The 18,457-nt window shown below is 62.7% G+C and carries 16 protein-coding genes; 9 read left to right on the top strand and 7 right to left on the bottom strand.

Features of this window, described 5'->3' with window-relative positions; translation table 11 throughout:
- Positions 1-16: 16 nt before the first annotated feature.
- The 3 genes from mreD to mreB all read right to left on the bottom strand — a co-directional run bounded on the left by mreD (position 17) and on the right by mreB (position 2,795).
- Positions 17-505 carry a rod shape-determining protein MreD gene (gene mreD / locus NMB38_RS17470; protein ID WP_027913729.1) on the bottom strand — a complete coding sequence of 163 codons (489 nt, stop codon included), beginning with the start codon at positions 503-505 and terminating at the stop codon, positions 17-19.
- The gene (gene mreC, locus NMB38_RS17475; RefSeq protein WP_059183660.1) at positions 505-1,533 is read right to left on the bottom strand and encodes a rod shape-determining protein MreC; all 1,029 of its coding nucleotides are present in this window, start codon (positions 1,531-1,533) and stop codon (positions 505-507) included. Before mreC ends, mreD begins: the two co-directional genes overlap by 1 nt.
- A 224-nt stretch (positions 1,534-1,757) precedes the next feature.
- Positions 1,758-2,795, bottom strand: coding sequence for a rod shape-determining protein MreB (gene mreB / locus NMB38_RS17480; protein ID WP_003255163.1), 1,038 nt, complete (start codon positions 2,793-2,795; stop codon positions 1,758-1,760).
- Positions 2,796-3,001: 206 nt separating this feature from the next.
- On the opposite strand from mreB, the gene gatC reads away from it, so the two are divergent.
- The 5 genes from gatC (at position 3,002) to NMB38_RS17505 (ending at position 7,810) form a co-directional block, all read left to right on the top strand.
- Positions 3,002-3,289, top strand: coding sequence for an Asp-tRNA(Asn)/Glu-tRNA(Gln) amidotransferase subunit GatC (gene gatC, locus NMB38_RS17485; RefSeq protein ID WP_023533299.1), 288 nt, complete (start codon positions 3,002-3,004; stop codon positions 3,287-3,289).
- 15 nt (positions 3,290-3,304) lie between these two features.
- The gene (gene gatA / locus NMB38_RS17490) at positions 3,305-4,756 is read left to right on the top strand and encodes an Asp-tRNA(Asn)/Glu-tRNA(Gln) amidotransferase subunit GatA (protein ID WP_049695484.1); all 1,452 of its coding nucleotides are present in this window, start codon (positions 3,305-3,307) and stop codon (positions 4,754-4,756) included.
- An 11-nt stretch (positions 4,757-4,767) separates the two neighbouring features.
- Complete coding sequence (gatB, locus tag NMB38_RS17495; RefSeq protein ID WP_028687045.1) at positions 4,768-6,213, top strand: Asp-tRNA(Asn)/Glu-tRNA(Gln) amidotransferase subunit GatB; 1,446 nt, start codon at positions 4,768-4,770, stop codon at positions 6,211-6,213.
- Positions 6,214-6,332: 119 nt separating this feature from the next.
- Complete coding sequence (locus tag NMB38_RS17500; protein WP_023533371.1) at positions 6,333-6,707, top strand: septal ring lytic transglycosylase RlpA family protein; 375 nt, start codon at positions 6,333-6,335, stop codon at positions 6,705-6,707.
- 59 nt (positions 6,708-6,766) lie between these two features.
- Entirely contained in the window at positions 6,767-7,810 is a 1,044-nt protein-coding gene (locus tag NMB38_RS17505) for a calcium/sodium antiporter (protein ID WP_132578307.1), read from the top strand.
- A 13-nt stretch (positions 7,811-7,823) separates the two neighbouring features.
- Here NMB38_RS17505 and NMB38_RS17510 read toward each other — a convergent pair whose 3' ends face one another.
- From NMB38_RS17510 to NMB38_RS17525, 4 genes are all read right to left on the bottom strand, one after another.
- Positions 7,824-9,185 carry an amino acid permease gene (locus NMB38_RS17510; protein ID WP_027913723.1) on the bottom strand — a complete coding sequence of 454 codons (1,362 nt, stop codon included), beginning with the start codon at positions 9,183-9,185 and terminating at the stop codon, positions 7,824-7,826.
- A gap of 50 nt (positions 9,186-9,235) precedes the next feature.
- A complete protein-coding gene (locus NMB38_RS17515; protein WP_027913722.1) occupies positions 9,236-10,177 on the bottom strand; it encodes an AEC family transporter in 942 nt (313 codons plus the stop codon).
- A gap of 216 nt (positions 10,178-10,393) precedes the next feature.
- Positions 10,394-10,954 carry a response regulator transcription factor gene (locus NMB38_RS17520; RefSeq protein ID WP_027913721.1) on the bottom strand — a complete coding sequence of 187 codons (561 nt, stop codon included), beginning with the start codon at positions 10,952-10,954 and terminating at the stop codon, positions 10,394-10,396.
- Positions 10,954-12,210, bottom strand: coding sequence for an ATP-binding protein (locus tag NMB38_RS17525; RefSeq protein WP_027913720.1), 1,257 nt, complete (start codon positions 12,208-12,210; stop codon positions 10,954-10,956). The genes NMB38_RS17520 and NMB38_RS17525 overlap by 1 nt, the downstream gene beginning before the upstream one ends.
- Positions 12,211-12,411: 201 nt before the next feature.
- Here NMB38_RS17525 and NMB38_RS17530 point away from each other — a divergent pair, with 201 nt between their 5' ends.
- From NMB38_RS17530 to NMB38_RS17545, 4 genes are all read left to right on the top strand, one after another.
- Complete coding sequence (locus NMB38_RS17530; RefSeq protein WP_027913719.1) at positions 12,412-13,128, top strand: SIMPL domain-containing protein; 717 nt, start codon at positions 12,412-12,414, stop codon at positions 13,126-13,128.
- Between the two features lie 375 nt (positions 13,129-13,503).
- Positions 13,504-15,129: an ABC transporter substrate-binding protein gene (locus NMB38_RS17535; RefSeq protein WP_027913718.1), complete on the top strand. Its 1,626-nt coding sequence runs from the start codon at positions 13,504-13,506 to the stop codon at positions 15,127-15,129.
- A 138-nt stretch (positions 15,130-15,267) separates the two neighbouring features.
- The gene (locus NMB38_RS17540) at positions 15,268-16,860 is read left to right on the top strand and encodes an ABC transporter substrate-binding protein (RefSeq protein WP_345956375.1); all 1,593 of its coding nucleotides are present in this window, start codon (positions 15,268-15,270) and stop codon (positions 16,858-16,860) included.
- Between the two features lie 169 nt (positions 16,861-17,029).
- Positions 17,030-18,409 (top strand): OprD family porin, encoded by a 1,380-nt coding sequence (locus tag NMB38_RS17545; protein WP_345956376.1) that lies wholly within the window; start codon positions 17,030-17,032, stop codon positions 18,407-18,409.
- The last annotated feature ends 48 nt before the right edge of the window (positions 18,410-18,457 follow it).

Raw genomic sequence — 18,457 nt, forward strand, 5'->3', positions numbered from 1 at the left:
AGCGGCCACCAAGCCGTCAATTGATGTGCAAGCGTCGGCGAAGGTCGCGCAAGGCAAAGCTGATCCACGGCCAGAGCAGCGCGCTGATCACGGCCGACCAGACCAGCGCCAGGGTAGGCAGGCGATTACCGGTCAAGGCACTGAGCCACAGCTGGAGCAACTGTGCAATGCCGAAGACCACCAGGATGATCAGGCTTTGCTGCCACATGGGGAACATGCGCAGGCGCTGTTGCAGCGACAGCACCAAGAATGTGATCAGGGTGAGGATCAACGCGTTCTGCCCCAACAGGGTGCCGTACAGCACGTCCTCGGCCAGGCCAAGCATGAACGCTGTGGCCATGCCGACCTTGTGCGGCACGTTCAAGGTCCAGAACGACACCAGCAACGCCAGCCACATGGGCCGAAAGACTTCCATGAACTGCGGCATGGGCGAGACACTGAGCAGCAGGCCAACGGCAAATGTCAGCCAGATGACCCAACCATTGTTGCGGCGCGATGCGGCCATCACTGCCTCCGGGGTTGAGTGGGCGCAGCGGGCGCTGCGGCCGGGCTTGCGGACTGTGCAGCTGGCGCTGTGGCGGGCGTACTGGACTGGGTGGCAGGCGCAGGGGTTACGCCAGGCGCGCCGTTTGCAGGGGTACCGTTTGCGGGAGTGCCGTTTGCAGGCGCACCTTGACCGGTCGTACCAGCACCCTGAGCAGGAGCCCTCTCGCCTTTGCGGTCTGCTTCTTCCTGGGCAATCGCGGCATCGGTGGCGCGCTGCTCGGGCGTACGCCGGTCGCTGAACACCAGCAGCATGTAACGGCTACGGTTGAGCGCCGCGGTGGGGATGGCGCGCACAATGGCGAATGGCTGGCCGGAATCGTGGATCACCTCGTTGACGGTGGCCACGGGATAACCGGCGGGGAAGCGTTGGCCCATGCCGGAGCTGACCAGCAGGTCGCCTTCCTTGATGTCCGCCGTATCGGCCACGTGGCGCAACTCGAGGCGCTCCGGGTTGCCGGTACCGCTGGCAATGGCGCGCAAACCGTTGCGGTTGACCTGCACGGGAATGCTGTGGGTGGTATCGGTGAGCAGCAAGACCCGCGAGGTATAGGGCATCAGTTCGACCACCTGCCCCATCAGGCCGCGAGCGTCGAGCACCGGTTGACCGAGAAACACGCCATCGCGCTCACCCTTGTTGATCAGGATGCGGTGTGTGAAGGGGTTGGGATCGACGCCGATCAATTCGGCAACTTCGACCTTTTCGTCAACCAGCGCCGAGGAATTGAGCAGCTCACGCAGGCGCACGTTCTGCTCGGTCAACGCCGCCAGCTTCTGCAGGCGACCTTGCAGCAGCAGGGCCTCGGTCTTGAGTTTCTCGTTCTCGGCAATCAGCTCGTTGCGGCTGCCGAACTGGCCCGCCACCCCTTGCCAGGCGCGTTGCGGCAAGTCGGTGATCCAGTACGATTCCATGAGCACCAGGCCCATCTGGCTGCGAACGGGCTTGAGCAGGTCAAAGCGCGCGTCGACGACCATCAACGCGACCGACATCACCACCAGGACGAGCAGGCGAACGCCCAGCGACGGGCCCTTGGAGAAAAGCGGTTTAATGGGCCGTTCCTCGTGGACGACTCAGGAAGTCATTGGACATGGGACAAGGCACCAGCCTGGTTACGAATTGACGGATGAGGCGCCCGGACGGGCACCGGCCAGCACATACAGGTAGCACTGTGCGTGCTACCTGTAAACCGGGGCTCACGAGCCGCGAGGACGAATCACTCGCTCGAGAGCAGGTCCATTGCGTGCTTGTCCATCATTTCCAGGGCTCGACCGCCGCCGCGGGCGACACAGGTCAACGGGTCTTCGGCGACGATGACCGGCAGCCCGGTTTCCTGGGCCAGCAGCTTGTCCAGGTCACGCAGCAGTGCGCCTCCGCCGGTCAACACCAGGCCACGTTCGGCGATGTCGGAAGCCAGTTCGGGTGGCGACTGCTCCAGGGCGCTCTTGACCGCCTGAACGATGGTCGCCAGCGACTCCTGCAGCGCTTCGAGCACTTCGTTGGAGTTCAGGGTGAACGCACGCGGTACGCCTTCGGCAAGGTTACGGCCGCGAACGTCGACTTCGCGCACTTCACCGCCCGGGTAGGCAGTACCGATTTCCTGCTTGATGCGCTCGGCGGTGGATTCGCCGATCAGGCTGCCGTAGTTACGGCGCACGTAGGTCACGATGGCTTCGTCGAAGCGGTCACCACCGACACGCACCGATTCGGCATAGACCACCCCGTTGAGCGAGATCAACGCGATTTCGGTGGTACCACCGCCGATGTCGACGACCATGGAGCCACGGGCCTCTTCGACCGGCAGGCCGGCACCGATGGCGGCCGCCATGGGTTCTTCGATCAGGAACACTTCGCGGGCACCTGCTCCCAGGGCCGACTCGCGAATGGCGCGGCGCTCAACCTGGGTGGACTTGCACGGCACGCAGATCAGCACACGAGGGCTGGGCTGCAGGAAGCTGTTCTCATGAACCTTGTTGATAAAGTATTGCAACATTTTTTCGCAGACGCTGAAGTCGGCGATCACGCCGTCCTTCATCGGACGAATGGCTGCGATGTTGCCAGGCGTACGGCCCAGCATGCGTTTGGCTTCGGTACCGACGGCGACGACGCTTTTCTGATTGCCATGGGTACGGATGGCAACAACCGAGGGCTCATTCAGGACGATACCGCGCTCACGCACGTAAATTAGGGTGTTGGCAGTACCCAGGTCGATGGACAGATCGCTGGAAAACATGCCACGCAGTTTCTTGAACATGGGAAAGTGACCCTGGGGAAAGCGTGGGTAAAAAAGTGCGGCAAACTCTAACAATGGCAGGGATTTTGGGCAAGGAGCCAATATGTTAAATTGGCTGTTTTTCCGAGCATGCCAGCCGATGATCGCGGCTATTGGACCGCCAAAAAGCTGACATGTTCCTCATTGCGGACACTGAATCCGTTCTTTCTATCCTTCTGGAGATCCCCATGGCGCTTGAACGCTGCGACGTGGAAAAGATCGCCCATCTGGCCCGACTGGGCCTAAATGATGGCGAACTGCCACGCATTACCGACGCCTTGAACAGCATCCTCGGGTTGGTCGACCAGATGCAAGCGGTGGACACCGCCGGCATCGAACCCCTGGCTCACCCCCTTGAGGCCAGCCAGCGCCTGCGCCCCGACCAGGTCACCGAGCACAACCAGCGTGACGCTTATCAGGCCGTCGCCCCACAGACCGAAAACGGTCTGTACCTGGTTCCGAAAGTCATCGAGTAAGGGATAGAGCCTGCCATGCATCAATTGACCCTGGCCGAGATCGCCCGCGGACTCGCCGACAAGTCGTTTTCCTCCGAAGAGCTGACCGGCGCCCTGCTGGCCCGTATCAAGCAGCTCGACCCACAGCTCAACAGCTTCATCACCGTGACCGACGAGCTGGCCCTGGGCCAGGCACGTGCTGCAGATGCCCGCCGCGCCGCTGGCGAAGGCGGGGCGTTGCTGGGCGCGCCCATTGCCCACAAGGACCTGTTCTGCACCCAGGGCGTGCGCACCAGCTGCGCGTCGAAGATGCTCGACACCTTCAAGGCGCCCTATGACGCCACCGTGGTGGCCAAGCTCGCCGAAGCTGGCATGGTCACGCTGGGCAAGACCAACATGGACGAGTTCGCCATGGGCTCGGCCAACGAATCGAGCCACTACGGCGCGGTGAAAAACCCCTGGAATCTCGAGCACGTACCCGGTGGCTCGTCGGGCGGCTCGGCCGCTGCCGTGGCAGCGCGCCTGTTGCCGGTGACCACCGGCACCGACACCGGCGGCTCGATCCGTCAGCCGGCCGCACTGACCAACCTCACCGGCCTCAAGCCTACCTATGGCCGCGTCTCGCGCTGGGGCATGATCGCCTATGCCTCGAGCCTGGACCAGGGCGGCCCCCTGGCCCGCACGGCCGAGGACTGCGCGCTGCTGCTGCAAGGCATGGCCGGCTTCGACGCCAAGGATTCGACCAGCATCGAGGAGCCGGTTCCCGACTACAGCGCCACCCTGGGTGATTCGCTGCAAGGGTTGCGTATCGGTCTGCCGAAAGAGTACTTCGGGGCTGGCCTGGACCCGCGCATCGCCGACCTCGTGCAGGCCAGCGTCAAGGAGCTGGAAAAGCTCGGCGCGGTGGTCAAGGAAATCAGCCTGCCGAACATGCAACACGCCATCCCGGCGTACTACGTGATCGCTCCGGCAGAAGCGTCCTCGAACCTGTCGCGTTTCGACGGTGTTCGCTTCGGTCATCGCTGCGAGGCGCCCAAGGACCTGACCGACCTGTACAAGCGTTCCCGCGGCGAAGGCTTCGGCGCCGAAGTGCAGCGCCGGATCATGGTCGGTACCTACGCCCTGTCGGCGGGCTACTATGACGCGTACTACGTGAAGGCCCAGCAAATTCGCCGCCTGATCAAGAACGACTTCATGGCTGCCTTCAAGAATGTCGACCTGATTCTCGGCCCGACCACGCCCAACCCGGCCTGGAAACTGGGCGCCAAGAGCAGCGATCCGGTCGCCGCCTACCTCGAGGACGTCTACACCATCACGGCCAACCTCGCGGGCCTGCCAGGCCTGTCGATGCCAGCCGGCTTCGTCGATGGCCTGCCGGTAGGCGTGCAGTTGCTGGCGCCTTACTTCCAGGAAGGCCGCCTGCTCAACGTAGCCCATCGCTACCAGCAGGTGACCGACTGGCACACCCGCGCCCCTAACGGCTTCTGAGGAACAGACACATGCAATGGGAAGTTGTGATCGGGCTGGAAATTCACACTCAGCTCGCCACCCAGTCGAAAATCTTTTCCGGTAGTGCCACCACGTTTGGCTCGGAACCCAACACCCAGGCGAGCCTAGTCGACCTGGGCATGCCAGGTGTGCTGCCGGTCCTGAACCAGGAAGCGGTGCGCATGGCGTGCATGTTCGGCCTGGCCATCGATGCCGAGATCGGCAAGCGCAACGTGTTCGCGCGCAAGAACTACTTCTACCCCGACCTGCCCAAGGGCTATCAGATCAGCCAGATGGACCTGCCGATTGTGGGCAAGGGCCACCTGGACATCGCGCTGGAAGACGGCACCATCAAGCGCATCGGCGTGACCCGTGCCCACCTGGAAGAAGATGCGGGCAAGAGCCTGCACGAAGATTTCAGCGGCTCCACCGGCATCGACCTGAACCGTGCCGGCACCCCGCTGCTGGAAATCGTGTCCGAGCCCGACATGCGCAGCGCCAAGGAAGCGGTGGCCTATGTCAAGGCCATCCATGCGCTGGTGCGCTACCTGGGCATCTGCGACGGCAACATGGCCGAAGGATCACTGCGCTGCGACTGCAACGTGTCGATCCGGCCCAAGGGCCAGACCGAGTTCGGCACTCGCTGCGAGATCAAGAACGTCAACTCGTTCCGCTTCATCGAGCGCGCGATCAACAGCGAGATCCAGCGCCAGATCGACTTGATCGAGGACGGCGGCAAGGTGGTTCAGGAAACGCGCCTGTACGATCCGAACAAGGACGAGACCCGCTCCATGCGCAGCAAGGAGGAAGCCAACGACTACCGTTACTTCCCCGACCCGGACCTGCTGCCGGTGGTCATCGAGGACAGCTTCCTGGAAACCGTGCGCGCCGGCTTGCCGGAACTGCCCACCCAGAAAGTCGAGCGCTTCCAACGCCAGTACGGACTGTCGGCATACGATGCCAACGTTTTGGCATCGAGCCGTGAACAGGCCGACTACTTCGAGGAGGTGGTCAAGCTCGGGGGCGACGCCAAAATGGCCGCCAACTGGGTCATGGTCGAGCTGGGCAGCCTGCTCAACAAGCTGGGCATCGAGATTGACCAGGCCCCGGTCACCGCCGCGCAACTGGGCGGCATGCTGGTGCGCATCCGCGACAACACCATCAGCGGCAAGATCGCCAAGACCGTGTTCGAGGCCATGGCGGCAGGTGAAGGCGACGCCGACATCATCATCGAAAGCCGCGGCCTCAAGCAGGTCACCGACAGCGGCGCCATCGAGTCGATGCTCGACGAGGTGTTGGCGGCCAACGCCGAACAGGTCGAACAGTACCGCGCCGCCGACGAGGCCAAGCGCGGCAAAATGTTCGGTTTCTTCGTCGGCCAAGCCATGAAAGCTTCCAAGGGCAAGGCCAACCCTGGGCAGGTGAATCAGCTGCTCAAGGCCAAGCTCGAAGGCTGACCGCACCCTTCAGCGGGGGCTCGCCCTCGCTGACAGACCAGCAGAGGTTGACCAGGACACTGGTCCACCTCGGCTTGTCCCGCGCCCGGCCAAAAGCCCCGGCGCACCGGAGTACCTGTATGTTCAAACGTTCTTTGGCCAGCTTGGCCCTCTTTTCCTGTCTGGCAGGCTGCGCCAGCCATGACATCGACCCGCGAGGTTATGACCGCACGGGTACTGCCTCCTACTACGGCGCCCGCCATCACGGCAAACGCACCGCCAGCGGCGAGGCGTTCAATCAGCATGGCCTGACGGCGGCTCATCGCAACCTGCCGTTCGGCAGCCGGGTGCTGGTGACCAACCTGGCCAATCGGCGCAGCGTGGTGGTCCGCATCAACGACCGCGGCCCGCACGCCCGCAGCCGGCTGATCGACCTGTCTCGGGCTGCCGCTGAAAAAATCGGCATGGTGCGTAGCGGAACGGCGCGCGTGCGAGTACAAGGTCTTAGTGACTGACGACCAGGAGCTTTACCATTTTCGATCTGGCCACCCTCCCCACGTTCAGCCTGCTGCAGCTGGGCATCGCCTTGCTGCTGCTGGTCGCAGGCGCCGAACTGCTGGTACGGGCTGCACTGCGCCTGGCGCAACGCCTCCACGTGCGGCCGCTGATCATCGGGCTGAGCCTGGTGGCATTCGGCAGCACTGCCCCCCAGTTGACCCTCAGCCTGCAGGCCGCCTACCAAGGCGCACCGGACGTTGCCGTGGGCAGCGTCATCGGCAGCAACATCTTCAATGTGCTGGCCATTCTTGGCCTGGCAGCGCTGGTCATTCCCCTTCGCGTGTCTCGCCAGCTGGTACGCCTGGATATTCCGCTGATGATCCTGGCCAGCGCCCTGGTCTACGGGTTGGCTGCCAATGGCTATCTGGGCCGCGTTGAAGGCGTATTGCTGCTGATGGGGCTAGTGGGTTACCTGGCCATGCTCTGGCACCAGTCCCGTCACTACGCACGCACATACCCTGCCCCGCCATCGGTGCCACAAACCCCGGCACGCTTCTGGTGCGGGACGTTACTGTTGGTGATGGCGGGCCTGGCCCTGCTGAGCCTGGCCGGTCATCTGCTGCTCGACGCTGCCGTGGAAGTGGCCACTGACCTGGGCCTGTCCGAGCGCGTCATCGGCCTTACGGTGGTCGCCATCTGCACGTCGTTGCCGGAACTGGCAGCAGCCCTGATCGCTGCCTTGCGCGGTGAACGCGAGATCGCCGTGGGCACGGTGATCGGCAGCAACCTGTTCAACCTGTTGGGCGTATTGGGCCTGACCGCCGTGGTGACCCCCGAGCCTCTGTCGATTTCACCCAATGCGCTGGATTTCGACCTGCCCGTCATGCTGGGTGTGGCCGCGTTGAGCTTGCCGGTGTTCTATTCAGGCTATCGCATCACCCGGGCCGAAGGACTGGTGTTCCTGTGCCTGTACCTGGCCTACGGCCTGCACATCGCCGCGTTCACCATGGGCATGCCCCTGGCCGGGCGCCTGGAGCGCCTGATGCTGCTCTACGTATTGCCCGTGCTGGCGGTTGTGTTGGTGTACACCACGGTGCGCGCCTGGCGCCGCCAGCATTGAGCCGCAAGTCGGATCAGCGGCTGGCCTGACGGGCCTTCTTCAATTTGAAGGCTACCCAGAGCAGCAGGATCCAGCCGGGGATCAGCATCACCGAGATGCGAATGGGCGGCGTCAGGTACATCACCACCAGGATCAGCACGATGAAGGCCAGGCACAGGTAGTTGGTGAACGGATGGCCCAGGCTCTGGTAGAACGGCTGTACCCCTGCCGCGCGCTTGGCCTTGCGGAACTTGAGGTGGGTGATGCTGATGCTGGCCCAGTTGATCACCAGCGCCGACACCGCCAGTGCCATCAGCAGGCCAAAGGCTTCGCCGGGCATCAGGTAGTTGATCACCACACACAGGCCCGTGGCCAGGGCAGAAATGCCTAAAGCTGCCAGGGGTACACCGCTGCGGCTGACCTTCAGCAATTGACGCGGGGCGTCACCTTGGCTAGCCAGGCCGAACAGCATGCGACTGTTGGCGTACACGCAGCTGTTGTAGACCGACAGCGCCGCTGTCAGGACCACGATGTTGAGGATGGTCGCGACCAGGTCGCTGTCCAGCTCATGGAAGATCATCACAAATGGACTGCCGCCTTGTACCACCTTCTGCCAGGGGTACAACGAAAGCAGCACCGCCAGCGCGCCGATGTAGAAGATCAGGATCCGGTAGACCACCTGGTTGGTGGCCTTGGGAATGCTCTGGCGCGGATTGTCGGCTTCGGCGGCCGTGATGCCTACCAGTTCCAGGCCACCGAACGAAAACATGATCACGGCCAGGGCCATGACCAGGCCGCTCACGCCATTGGGGAAGAACCCGCCGTATTGCCACAGGTTGGCCACGCTGGCGTCCGGGCCGCCGTTACCGGTGCTGAGCAACCAGGCGCCGAAACCTATCATGCTGACGATGGCCACGACTTTTACCAAGGCGAACCAGAACTCCATCTCGCCATAGACCTTCACCTGGGTGAGGTTGATCAGGTTGATCACCACAAAGAAGATCGCGGCCGTGGCCCAGGTTGGAAAGTCAGGCCACCAGTACTGGACATAGATACCCACCGCCGTCAGCTCGGCCATGCCGACCAACACGTAGACCACCCAGTAGTTCCAGCCAGACACGAAGCCTGCGAACTCGCTCCAGTACTGGTGGGCAAAATGGCTGAAGCTACCGGCCACCGGCTCTTCGACGACCATTTCCCCGAGCTGGCGCATGATCAGGAACGCCATCAGGCCAGCAATGGCATAGCCCAGCAAAACGGAGGGGCCGGCCAGCTGGATGGTCTGGGCAATGCCCAGGAACAACCCCGTGCCGATGGCGCCGCCGAGCGCGATCAGCTGGATGTGACGATTCTTCAGCCCGCGCTGTAACCGCTCGGGCGTGCTCTGGTCTTGCATGAAGTGTCCTTTCGCTCAGTGAGGCAATGCTGTTGTTTGCAGTCAAGAATCTAGATCCATCCGCCCCACTGCAAGATGAAAATACCAATGTTGGTGGTGATCGCGGCCATCAGCGTGGTAATCACGATGATTGACGCGGCCAGTTCATGGTTGCCGTTGGCCGCACGCGCCATCACGTAGCTGGCCGCTGCGGTGGGGCTGCCGATGTAGAGAAACAGGATGCCCAGTTCGGCCCCGCGAAAACCACAAAGCCAGGCACCCAGTGTGCCAACGAGTGGCAGCCAGGCCATTTTCACCAGGCTGGCGTCCACGGCCAACCTGCCGCTGTCGCGAAGGGCCGTCAGCGACAGGGTGCCGCCAATGCAGATCAGGGCAAGGGGTAAGGTCATCTGCGCCAGGTAGTCACCGGAGGTGAGCAGCCAATTCGGCAAAGGGACCTGGCCGTAGGCCATGGGAATGGCGACCAGCACGCTGAGAATCAGCGGATTTTTCAGGATGCTTTTGAGGATGCTCCACGGGTCGGACTTCAGGTCGGGGCTGTAGACCGCCAGCACGATGGCAGACAACGAGTTGTACAACAGGATCACCAACCCAGCCAGTACCGCACCCAGTGAGATGCCATAGTCGCCGTACAAGCTTGCGGCCAGCGCCAGGCCAATCACCCCGTTGTTGCCGCGAAAGGCGCCTTGGGTGTAGATACCACGGTCGGCCCACGGGCTGCGCCAGACGGCCATGCCCCAGGCGATGGCAAATCCGGCCAGGGTGGCCACCGTGAAATAGATCATGATCCCTGGCCGGACCGCCGCCGCCAGGTCGGCATGATAGATGCCAAGAAACAGCAAGGCCGGCATGCAGACGTTGAACACCAGTTGCGAAGCGACCTTGTTGAAGTTGTCGTCGATCAGGTGGATACGGCGAAGCAACACGCCCAGAAACAGCATGGCGAAAACGGGCGCCGTGATGTTCAGCGTCTGGATGAGAAGGGCAAGCATGGGCGCACGATCCTGAAAGGGGGTTGCCGTTAGGGGGCTAATGATACGCCAACGGCCAGGATTTGCGGGCATTGTGCGGTGATGGGAGCGCAACCGTGCCCTGCCGGGGCACTGGACCGGCCGCGATGGGCTGCGCAGCAGCCCCAGGTGTCAGCTGCGCAGCGCATGTTGTCGGGGCCGCTACCTCGCGGCAACAGGCCGCGCCTACAGCACGATTCAGCGCCGAACTGGCCGCTTCTGCAATTTGCGCTGCAGTGTCCGGCGGTGCATGCCTAGCGCGCGTGCGGTCGCCGAGATGTTGCCCTCGTGCTCGTTCAGCACGCGCTGGATGTGTTCCCACTGCAGACGGTCCACGGACATGGGGTTTTCCGGCACCAGGGTGTCCAGGTCGGTATGCTCGGACAACAGGGCCGCCAGCACGTCGTCAGCGTCAGCCGGTTTGCACAGGTAGTTGCAGGCGCCGCGCTTGACCGCTTCCACGGCCGTGGCGATGCTCGAGTACCCGGTCAGGATGACGACCCGCATTTCCGGGTCCAGCTCCAGCAGCTTGGGCAGCAGCACCAGGCCCGAATCCCCTTCCATTTTCAGGTCGAGCGTGGCGTAGTCCGGCAGGTCTTGCTGGGCCAGGATCAAACCTTCTTCGGCCGAGCTGGCGGTGCTTACCCGAAAGCCCCTGCGGCTCATGGCCCGGGCCATCACCCGGGTGAAGGTAGCATCGTCGTCCACCAACAGCAGGTGCGGCAGCTCTTCGGTTTCAACCTGGGTTTCTTCACTCATCATGCTTCTCCTCGCGTGCCATAGGGCAGGCGCAATTCGGTCAGGGTGCCACCTTGTTCATGACTATAGAGTTTCACTGAGCCACCCGCACGGGTGACGCTGGCCTTGCTCAGGAACAGGCCCAGGCCGAAGCCCTTGCCCTTGGTGGTAATGAAAGGTTTGCCAATGGCCTCGGCGATGGCCGGCGGTACGCCAGGGCCATGGTCGCGAATGCTGATGACGATGTCCTGGTGATCCCAGTCCAGGCGCACCTCCAGGTCATCAGGACAGGCGTCGGCGGCGTTGTTCAACAAGTTGAGCAGTGCCTGGGTCAGGTCAGGCGGCGGCGTCAACCGAGGGACGAGCCCATCACGCAGGCGCTGGAAGCGGTAACTGGCTTCCGGGCGCATGAGGTGCCAGCGGTTGAGGGCCTCGTCGAGCCAGACGGTGACCTCCTGCTCGACAATGGCCAGGCGGCGATTGGCCTCGGCGGCGCGAACCAGCTGTTGCAGTGTTTCTTTGCACAGTTTGACCTGGTCCTGAAGAATCTGCAGGTCTTCCTGCAGCAGCGGATCAGTATGGTCCTGGCGCATCTCGTTGAGCAACACGCTCATCGTCGCCAGCGGCGTACCCAGCTCGTGGGCCGCGCCCGCCGCCTGGGTGGCCACGGCCAGCAATTGCTCATCGCGCAGGCTTTCTTCGCGCCGCTCCGAGCGCAGGTGTTCCTGGCGCCGAAGCTCCTCGGCCATGCGCGCGGCAAAGAAGGTGATCACCGCCGCGGCCAGCGCAATGCTCAGCCACATGCCGTAGACCTGCATCTTGTCCCGTGCCAGCGGCAGGCCCTCAAGCGGGTAGAACTGCACCAGCAGCAGGCTGTAGGCCGTCAGCGCGATGCCCGACAGAATCAGCGAATACAGCCAGGGCAGCGTCACCGCCGCGATCGCCAGCGGCACCAGGTAGTAGGACACGAAAGGGTTGGTCGAGCCGCCGGAGTAGTACAGCAGAGCGCTGTGTATCAACAGGTCGCACGCCAGTTGCAGGGCATATTCGAGTTCGGTGACCGGCAGCGACAGGCGCAGGCGCAGCGCCGTGAAGGCGCACAGCAGCGAGGACAAGGCCAGGGTGCCGGCCAGCGACAGCCAGGGCAGTGGCAGCAGCTCGGTCCAGTAGGCCACGCCGACCGAGCCGGCCTGGGCGGCCAAAACCAGGACGCGAATAACGGTCAGTCGCCAGAGGTTCTGGCGCGTAGCGGACAGCGGTTGTGCGGCGGCGAGCATGAGCTCTCCTGATGAGTGCTCCAGAAAATCGGCTGGAGTATACCGAAGCGGGGCATGCTGCTGCAGTGATGCGGCAAAGCGCCACACTTTGTCACAGCTTCATGGGGCCAGCGCTGAACCCACTACACTGTTCCCGGTCTGATGGGCCATGCGTGGAATGGATGGCCACACCCCACGCTTTCATCTGCCAAGGAGCACCTTATGCTAATCCAACGTCGCGGCGCTGCCCTTCTCTTGTCCTGCGGTTTGCTGGCCAGCTTGCCAGCGCTGGCCGCCGATGAGCCGCGCTTCAATCAGGTGTCACTGCGCGCCGAAGTGAGCAAGGAAGTGGCACGCGACCTGATGGTCGTGACCCTCTACAGCGAAGCGCAGAACACCGACCCGGGCAAGCTTGCCAAGCAGATCACCGAGACCATGAACAAGGCTGTGCAGCAGTCGCGCCAGGTCAAGGACGTCAAGATCAGCCAGGGCAGCCGCAACAGCTACCCGGTGTACGACACCAAGGGCCAGAAGATTACCGGCTGGCGCGAGCGTGCCGAGCTGCGGCTCGAAAGCGCGGACTTCCCAGCGCTTTCACAGCTCACCGCCGAGCTGCTGCAAGACCTGAAAATGGGCGGCATGGACTTCTCCATCGCACCAGCCACCCGCAAGTCCAGCGAAGACGCGCTGCTCAAGGAAGCCGTCGACGCATTCAAGGCGCGCGCCCAATTGGCCACCGAAGCCCTGGGCGGCAGTGGTTACAAGGTGGTCAGCCTCAACCTGAACAGCAGCGGCTATCCACGGCCTTACCTGCGCAGTGCACCGATGGCGATGAAGGCCATGGCAGCAGACGAAGCTGCGCCAGCGCCGGACATCGAGGCGGGCACCAGCGAAGTGAGCATGAACGCCGATGGCTTGATCGAAGTGCAGATGCCTTGACGGCGAGGTGGCAGGGGCAGGCCCCAGGCCAGCCCCCTGACCAGCAACTGATGCCCTGGCGCCTTGACTGCCCCGTCAGGGCTTTTCACCCTGCCCTGAAGGAAGGCCTGCATTTTAAGAGATTTCCTACACCCTCTTAAGCCTTTCCCGACATCCTCATCCAATCAGCAATATTCAGCAAAAAGCCATCATTTTGCCCTCGCAAACGTTTAACTCCGCCAAAAGTTACACCGATGCGACATTCATGTACTGCCGTGCCACTTTTCAAGTCCCGACTAACCTTGTGCATATTGCATTGGGCCCACCCCTGCATAAGTATCCGCAGGTCGGCTCACGAGGCCGCCCTCTCTGAACAATGACAACAATGAGGCCAACATGCTCAAACATGCAGTCATTCCGTTCCTGCTAGGCGCAGGGTTGCTCACTGGCGCGCCGTCGGCCTTCGCCGCTTCGAACCTGGTGTTCTGTTCAGAAGGCAGCCCGGCCGGCTTCGACCCGGGGCAATACACCACCGGTACCGATTTCGACGCCTCGGCCGAAACGGTCTTCAACCGGTTGACTCAGTTCGAGCGGGGCGGCACTGCGGTCATCCCGGGGCTGGCAACGCGCTGGGAGGTTGCAGAAGATGGCAAGACCTACACCTTCCACCTGCGCGAAGGCGTGAAGTTCCACACCACCGACTACTTCAAGCCCACCCGCCCGTTCAATGCAGACGACGTGCTGTTCACGTTCAACCGCATGCTCGACAAGGACCATCCATTCCGCAAGGCCTACCCCACCGAGTTCCCGTACTTCACCGACATGGGCATGGACAAGAACATCGCCGGGATCGAGAAACTGGACGAGCACACGGTCAAGTTCACCCTCAACGACGTCGACGCCGCCTTCATCCAGAACCTGGCCATGAGCTTCGCGTCCATCCAGTCCGCCGAGTACGCCGACCAGTTGCTCAAGAACGGCAAGGCCGCCGACATCAACCAGAAGCCGATCGGCACTGGCCCGTTCGTGTTCAGCAAGTACCAGAAGGACGCGCAGATCCGCTTCAAGGGCAACAAGGACTACTGGAAACCCGAGGACGTGAAGATCGACAACCTGATCTTCGCCATCACCACCGATGCTTCGGTGCGCATGCAGAAACTCAAGAAGAACGAGTGCCAGGTCACGCTGTTCCCGCGTCCGGCCGATATCGCGCCGCTCAAGCAGGACTCCAAGCTGCAGATGCCCCAGCAAGCGGGCTTCAACCTGGGCTACATCGCCTACAACGTGATGGACCAGGTCAAGGGCAGCAACCAGCCCAACCCCATGGCCCAGCTCAAGGTGCGCCAGGCGCTGGACATGGCCGTGGACAAGCAGAAAATCATCGAGTCGGTGTACCAGGGGGCGGGCCAGCTGGCGGTCAATGCCATGCCGCCGACCCAGTGGTCGTATGACAGCAGCATCAAGGACGCTCCCCACGACCCCGACAAGGCCCGCCAGTTGCTCAAGGAAGCCGGCATCAAGGACGGCACTGAAATCACCCTGTGGGCCATGCCGGTCCAGCGGCCGTACAACCCCAACGCCAAGCTTATGGCCGAGATGCTCCAGGCAGACTGGGCCAAGATCGGCATCAAGGCCAAGATCGTCAGCTATGAGTGGGGCGAGTACATCAAGCGCTCCAAGGCGGGCGAACAAGGCGCCATGCTCATTGGCTGGAGCGGGGACAATGGCGACCCTGACAACTGGCTGGGCACCTTGTATGGCTGCGACGCCATCGACGGCAACAACTTCTCCAAGTGGTGCTACAAGCCCTACGATGACCTGATCAAGCAGGCCAAGGCCACCTCCGACCAGGCCAAGCGCACCGAGCTTTATCAGAAAGCCCAGCACATCCTCAAGGAGCAGGTGCCGATCACCCCGATCGCCCACTCCACCGTCTACCAGCCCATGAGTGCCAAGGTGAAGGACTTCAAGATCAGTCCATTTGCCCTCAACGCTTTCTACGGCGTCAGCGTCGACAAATAGCCTGAGGGCTGCGCCCGCCTGACGGGCGCCTGACCCACCCCATTCATACCCAGTCGTCCCGCTGCCAAGCGTGCGGGACAGGCGAACTGTTGCCGCGATTCGTGCCCGGAGCCGGCCCAGCACCCAAAAGGACTTAGCATGCGCCACGTGACCCGACTTTCTACACTGCTCGCCCTGGCCCTGGTCGGCCAGACGCCAGCCGTGATGGCCAACAACTTGGTGTTCTGCTCCGAAGGCAGCCCGGCCGGTTTCGATACGGCCCAATACACCACCGCCACCGACAATGACGCGGCCCAGCCGATCTATAACCGCCTGGTGGAGTTCGAGCGCGGCGGCACGGCGGTACACCCTGCCCTGGCCACCCGCTGGGAAGTCACCGAGGACGGCCTGCGCTACACCTTTCACCTGCGCGAAGGCGTGAGCTTTCACAGCAACAAGGCCTTCATCCCCAGCCGGCCCTTCAACGCAGACGACGTGCTGTTCACCTTCAACCGCATGCTCGACAGGCAGCACCCGTTTCGCAAGGCCTACCCCACCGAGTTTCCCTACTTCGTCAGCATGGGCCTGGACAAGAACATCGCAGGCGTCGAAAAGACCGACCCGTTCACCGTGGTGTTCACGCTGCACACCGTAGACGCCGCGTTCATCCAGAACCTGGCCATGAGCTTTGCCTCGATCCTGTCCGCCGAATACGCCGAGCAGTTGCTTAAAACCGGCCGCCCTAGCGACATCAACCAGCAACCGATAGGCACCGGCCCGTTCGTGTTCCAGCGCTACCAGAAAGACTCGCAGATCCGCTACAAGGCCAACCGTGCCTACTGGGCGCCCGAGCAGGTGAAGCTCGACAACCTGGTGTTCTCGATCAATGTCGATCCGTCGGTGCGCATCCAGAAACTGCGCCGCAACGAGTGCCAGGTCACCCTGCATCCGCGGCCGGCCGACCTGCCAGGGCTCAAGCAGGACACGAACGTGCAGGTCTTGCAGCAAGCAGGGTTCAACCTGGGCTATATCGCCTACAACACCCAGCACCCGCCATTCGATCGGCTTGAGGTGCGCCAGGCCATGGACATGGCAGTCAACAAGCAGGCCATCCTGCAGGCGGTCTACCAGGAAGCAGGACAACGGGCGGTCAACGCCATGCCGCCCACACAGTGGTCCTACGACACTAGCATCACCGATGCACCGCACGACCCGGAAAAAGCCCGCCAGCTGCTCGAACAGGCCGGGGTCAAGCCTGGTACCGAAATCAGTCTGTGGGCCATGCCGGTGCAACGCCCCTACAACCCCAACGCCAAGCTGATGGCCGAAATGCTCCAGGCCGATTGGAGCAAGCTGGGCTTGAAGGTGCGCATCGTCAGCTACGAATGGGGCGAATACATCAAGCGCCTCAAGAGCGGCGAGCACGATGTGGCGCTGATCGGCTGGACCGGTGACAACGGCGACCCCGACAACTGGCTGGGTACGCTGTACAGCTGCGACGCCATTGGCAGCAACAACTATTCGCAATGGTGCGACCCGCAGTACGACAGCCTGGTCAAGCAAGCCAAGCAGGTTACCGACCAAGCTCAGCGCACCACGCTCTATCAGCAAGCCCAGCAGCGGCTCAAGCAGCAGGTGCCGATCACGCCAGTGGCCCACTCCACTGTCAATCAGCCCCTGAGCACCCGAATGTCCGGGTTCAAGGTCAGCCCGTTCGGGCGCAACGAGTTTTCCGGCGTCAGCGTCGATTAGCACCGACTGGCAGGCAGGGCGCGCAGGGGGGGAGACCCGCGCGCCATGCCTACCCATCGCCCGCTTAAACCTCGGTGATCCCGGGGCGCCCCAGGCAACACGGCAACACGGCAACACCTACCCGGCCCACAAGGCCGGCAATAACTAGAAATGAAAAGGAGCTTCTATCGTGAGACTGTTCAATTCGAGCGCACTGGCGTTAGCCATAGGTGCAGCAACCACCACCGCCCACGCCGACCCACAGAGCCAGGCCTACCTGCCGCTCACCCTCGCAGCCGAAAGCGCCCAGGCGCAGGCCAAGGGTTTCGTCGATGGCCAGAGCCTGGGCGGGACGACGCGCAACTGGTACGCCCGCGAACGCGCCACCCGCGCACCGCTGTGGCGCTACTACAAGAGCGACGGCACCCGTCACCCGACCCACACCCGTGAAAACTGGGTGCAAGGCACCATCCTCAACTACACCTCGGGCTTTACCCAGGGCACGGTGGGCTTTGCCGTGGAGGCAGCCGGCTATAACGCCATCGCCCTGCAGCAGGACCGCGAAGCGATCGCAGGTCCCAACAACCGTACCCTGACCCACAGCGACGGCGACGCCATCGGCCAGTGGAGCAAACTGGGGCTGGGCAACGTCAAGGCGCGTCTTTCCAATACCACCCTGACCCTCGGTCGCCAGGCCGTCGATACCCCGATGATCGCCTTTATCGGTAACCGCGCCCTGCCCTCCAGTTTTCAGGGCGCATTCCTGCACAGCGCTGAATTCGACAACCTGACGTTCGACCTGGGTACCTTCGACCGGGTCTCGCCCCGTACCGAGCAGAGCCTGAGCAAGTTCCGCAGCGAATACGGTGCGGCCGGGGTGGAAACGGACCGCGCCAGCACGGTCGGTATCAACTACCAGCCCCTCAAGAGCCTGACCACCAGCCTGTATGCCACCAAGGTCGACGATTTCTGGAACCAGTACTACTTCGGCGCCAATCACATGTTCGGCGACAGCGCCGTGCTCAGCCTGTCCACGGGCCTCAACTACTACAAGACCATGGACGCCGGCAGCCGCAAGATGGGCGAAATCGACAACGACACCTACAGCCTGTCGCTGGGCCTGACCCATCAGGCGCACACCCTCACCGCCGCCTGGCAGCAGGTCAATGGCAACGAGTATTTCGACTACCTCCACGAAACCAACGGCATCTACCTGGCCAACTCGCTGCTGTCGGACTTCAACGGCCCGAACGAGAAATCGCTGCAGTTATCCTATGTGCTCAACATGGCTTACTACGGCGTGCCAGGGCTGAAATTCAACCTGTACAACGCCCGGGGCTGGGGCATCGACGGCACCCATTACCGCGGTAGCGCCTATGACGTCCAGGGCCTCGATGGCGAGACCCATTACGAGTGGGGTATCGGCACCAGCTACGCCGTACAGAGCGGACCGCTCAAGGACACCAGCATCCGCGCCACCTACACCACACACCGCGCAAGCAAGGCACAGGGCGATGGCAGCCTGAACGAATTCAGGCTCGTGACCACCATCCCGTTCAACATCCTCTGACCGGCCGCCTGGCCCGCTTGCCAGCGGGTCGGGCGTCAGGCTGGAGCA

This window comes from Pseudomonas sp. FBCC-B35 (genome assembly GCF_059133755.1).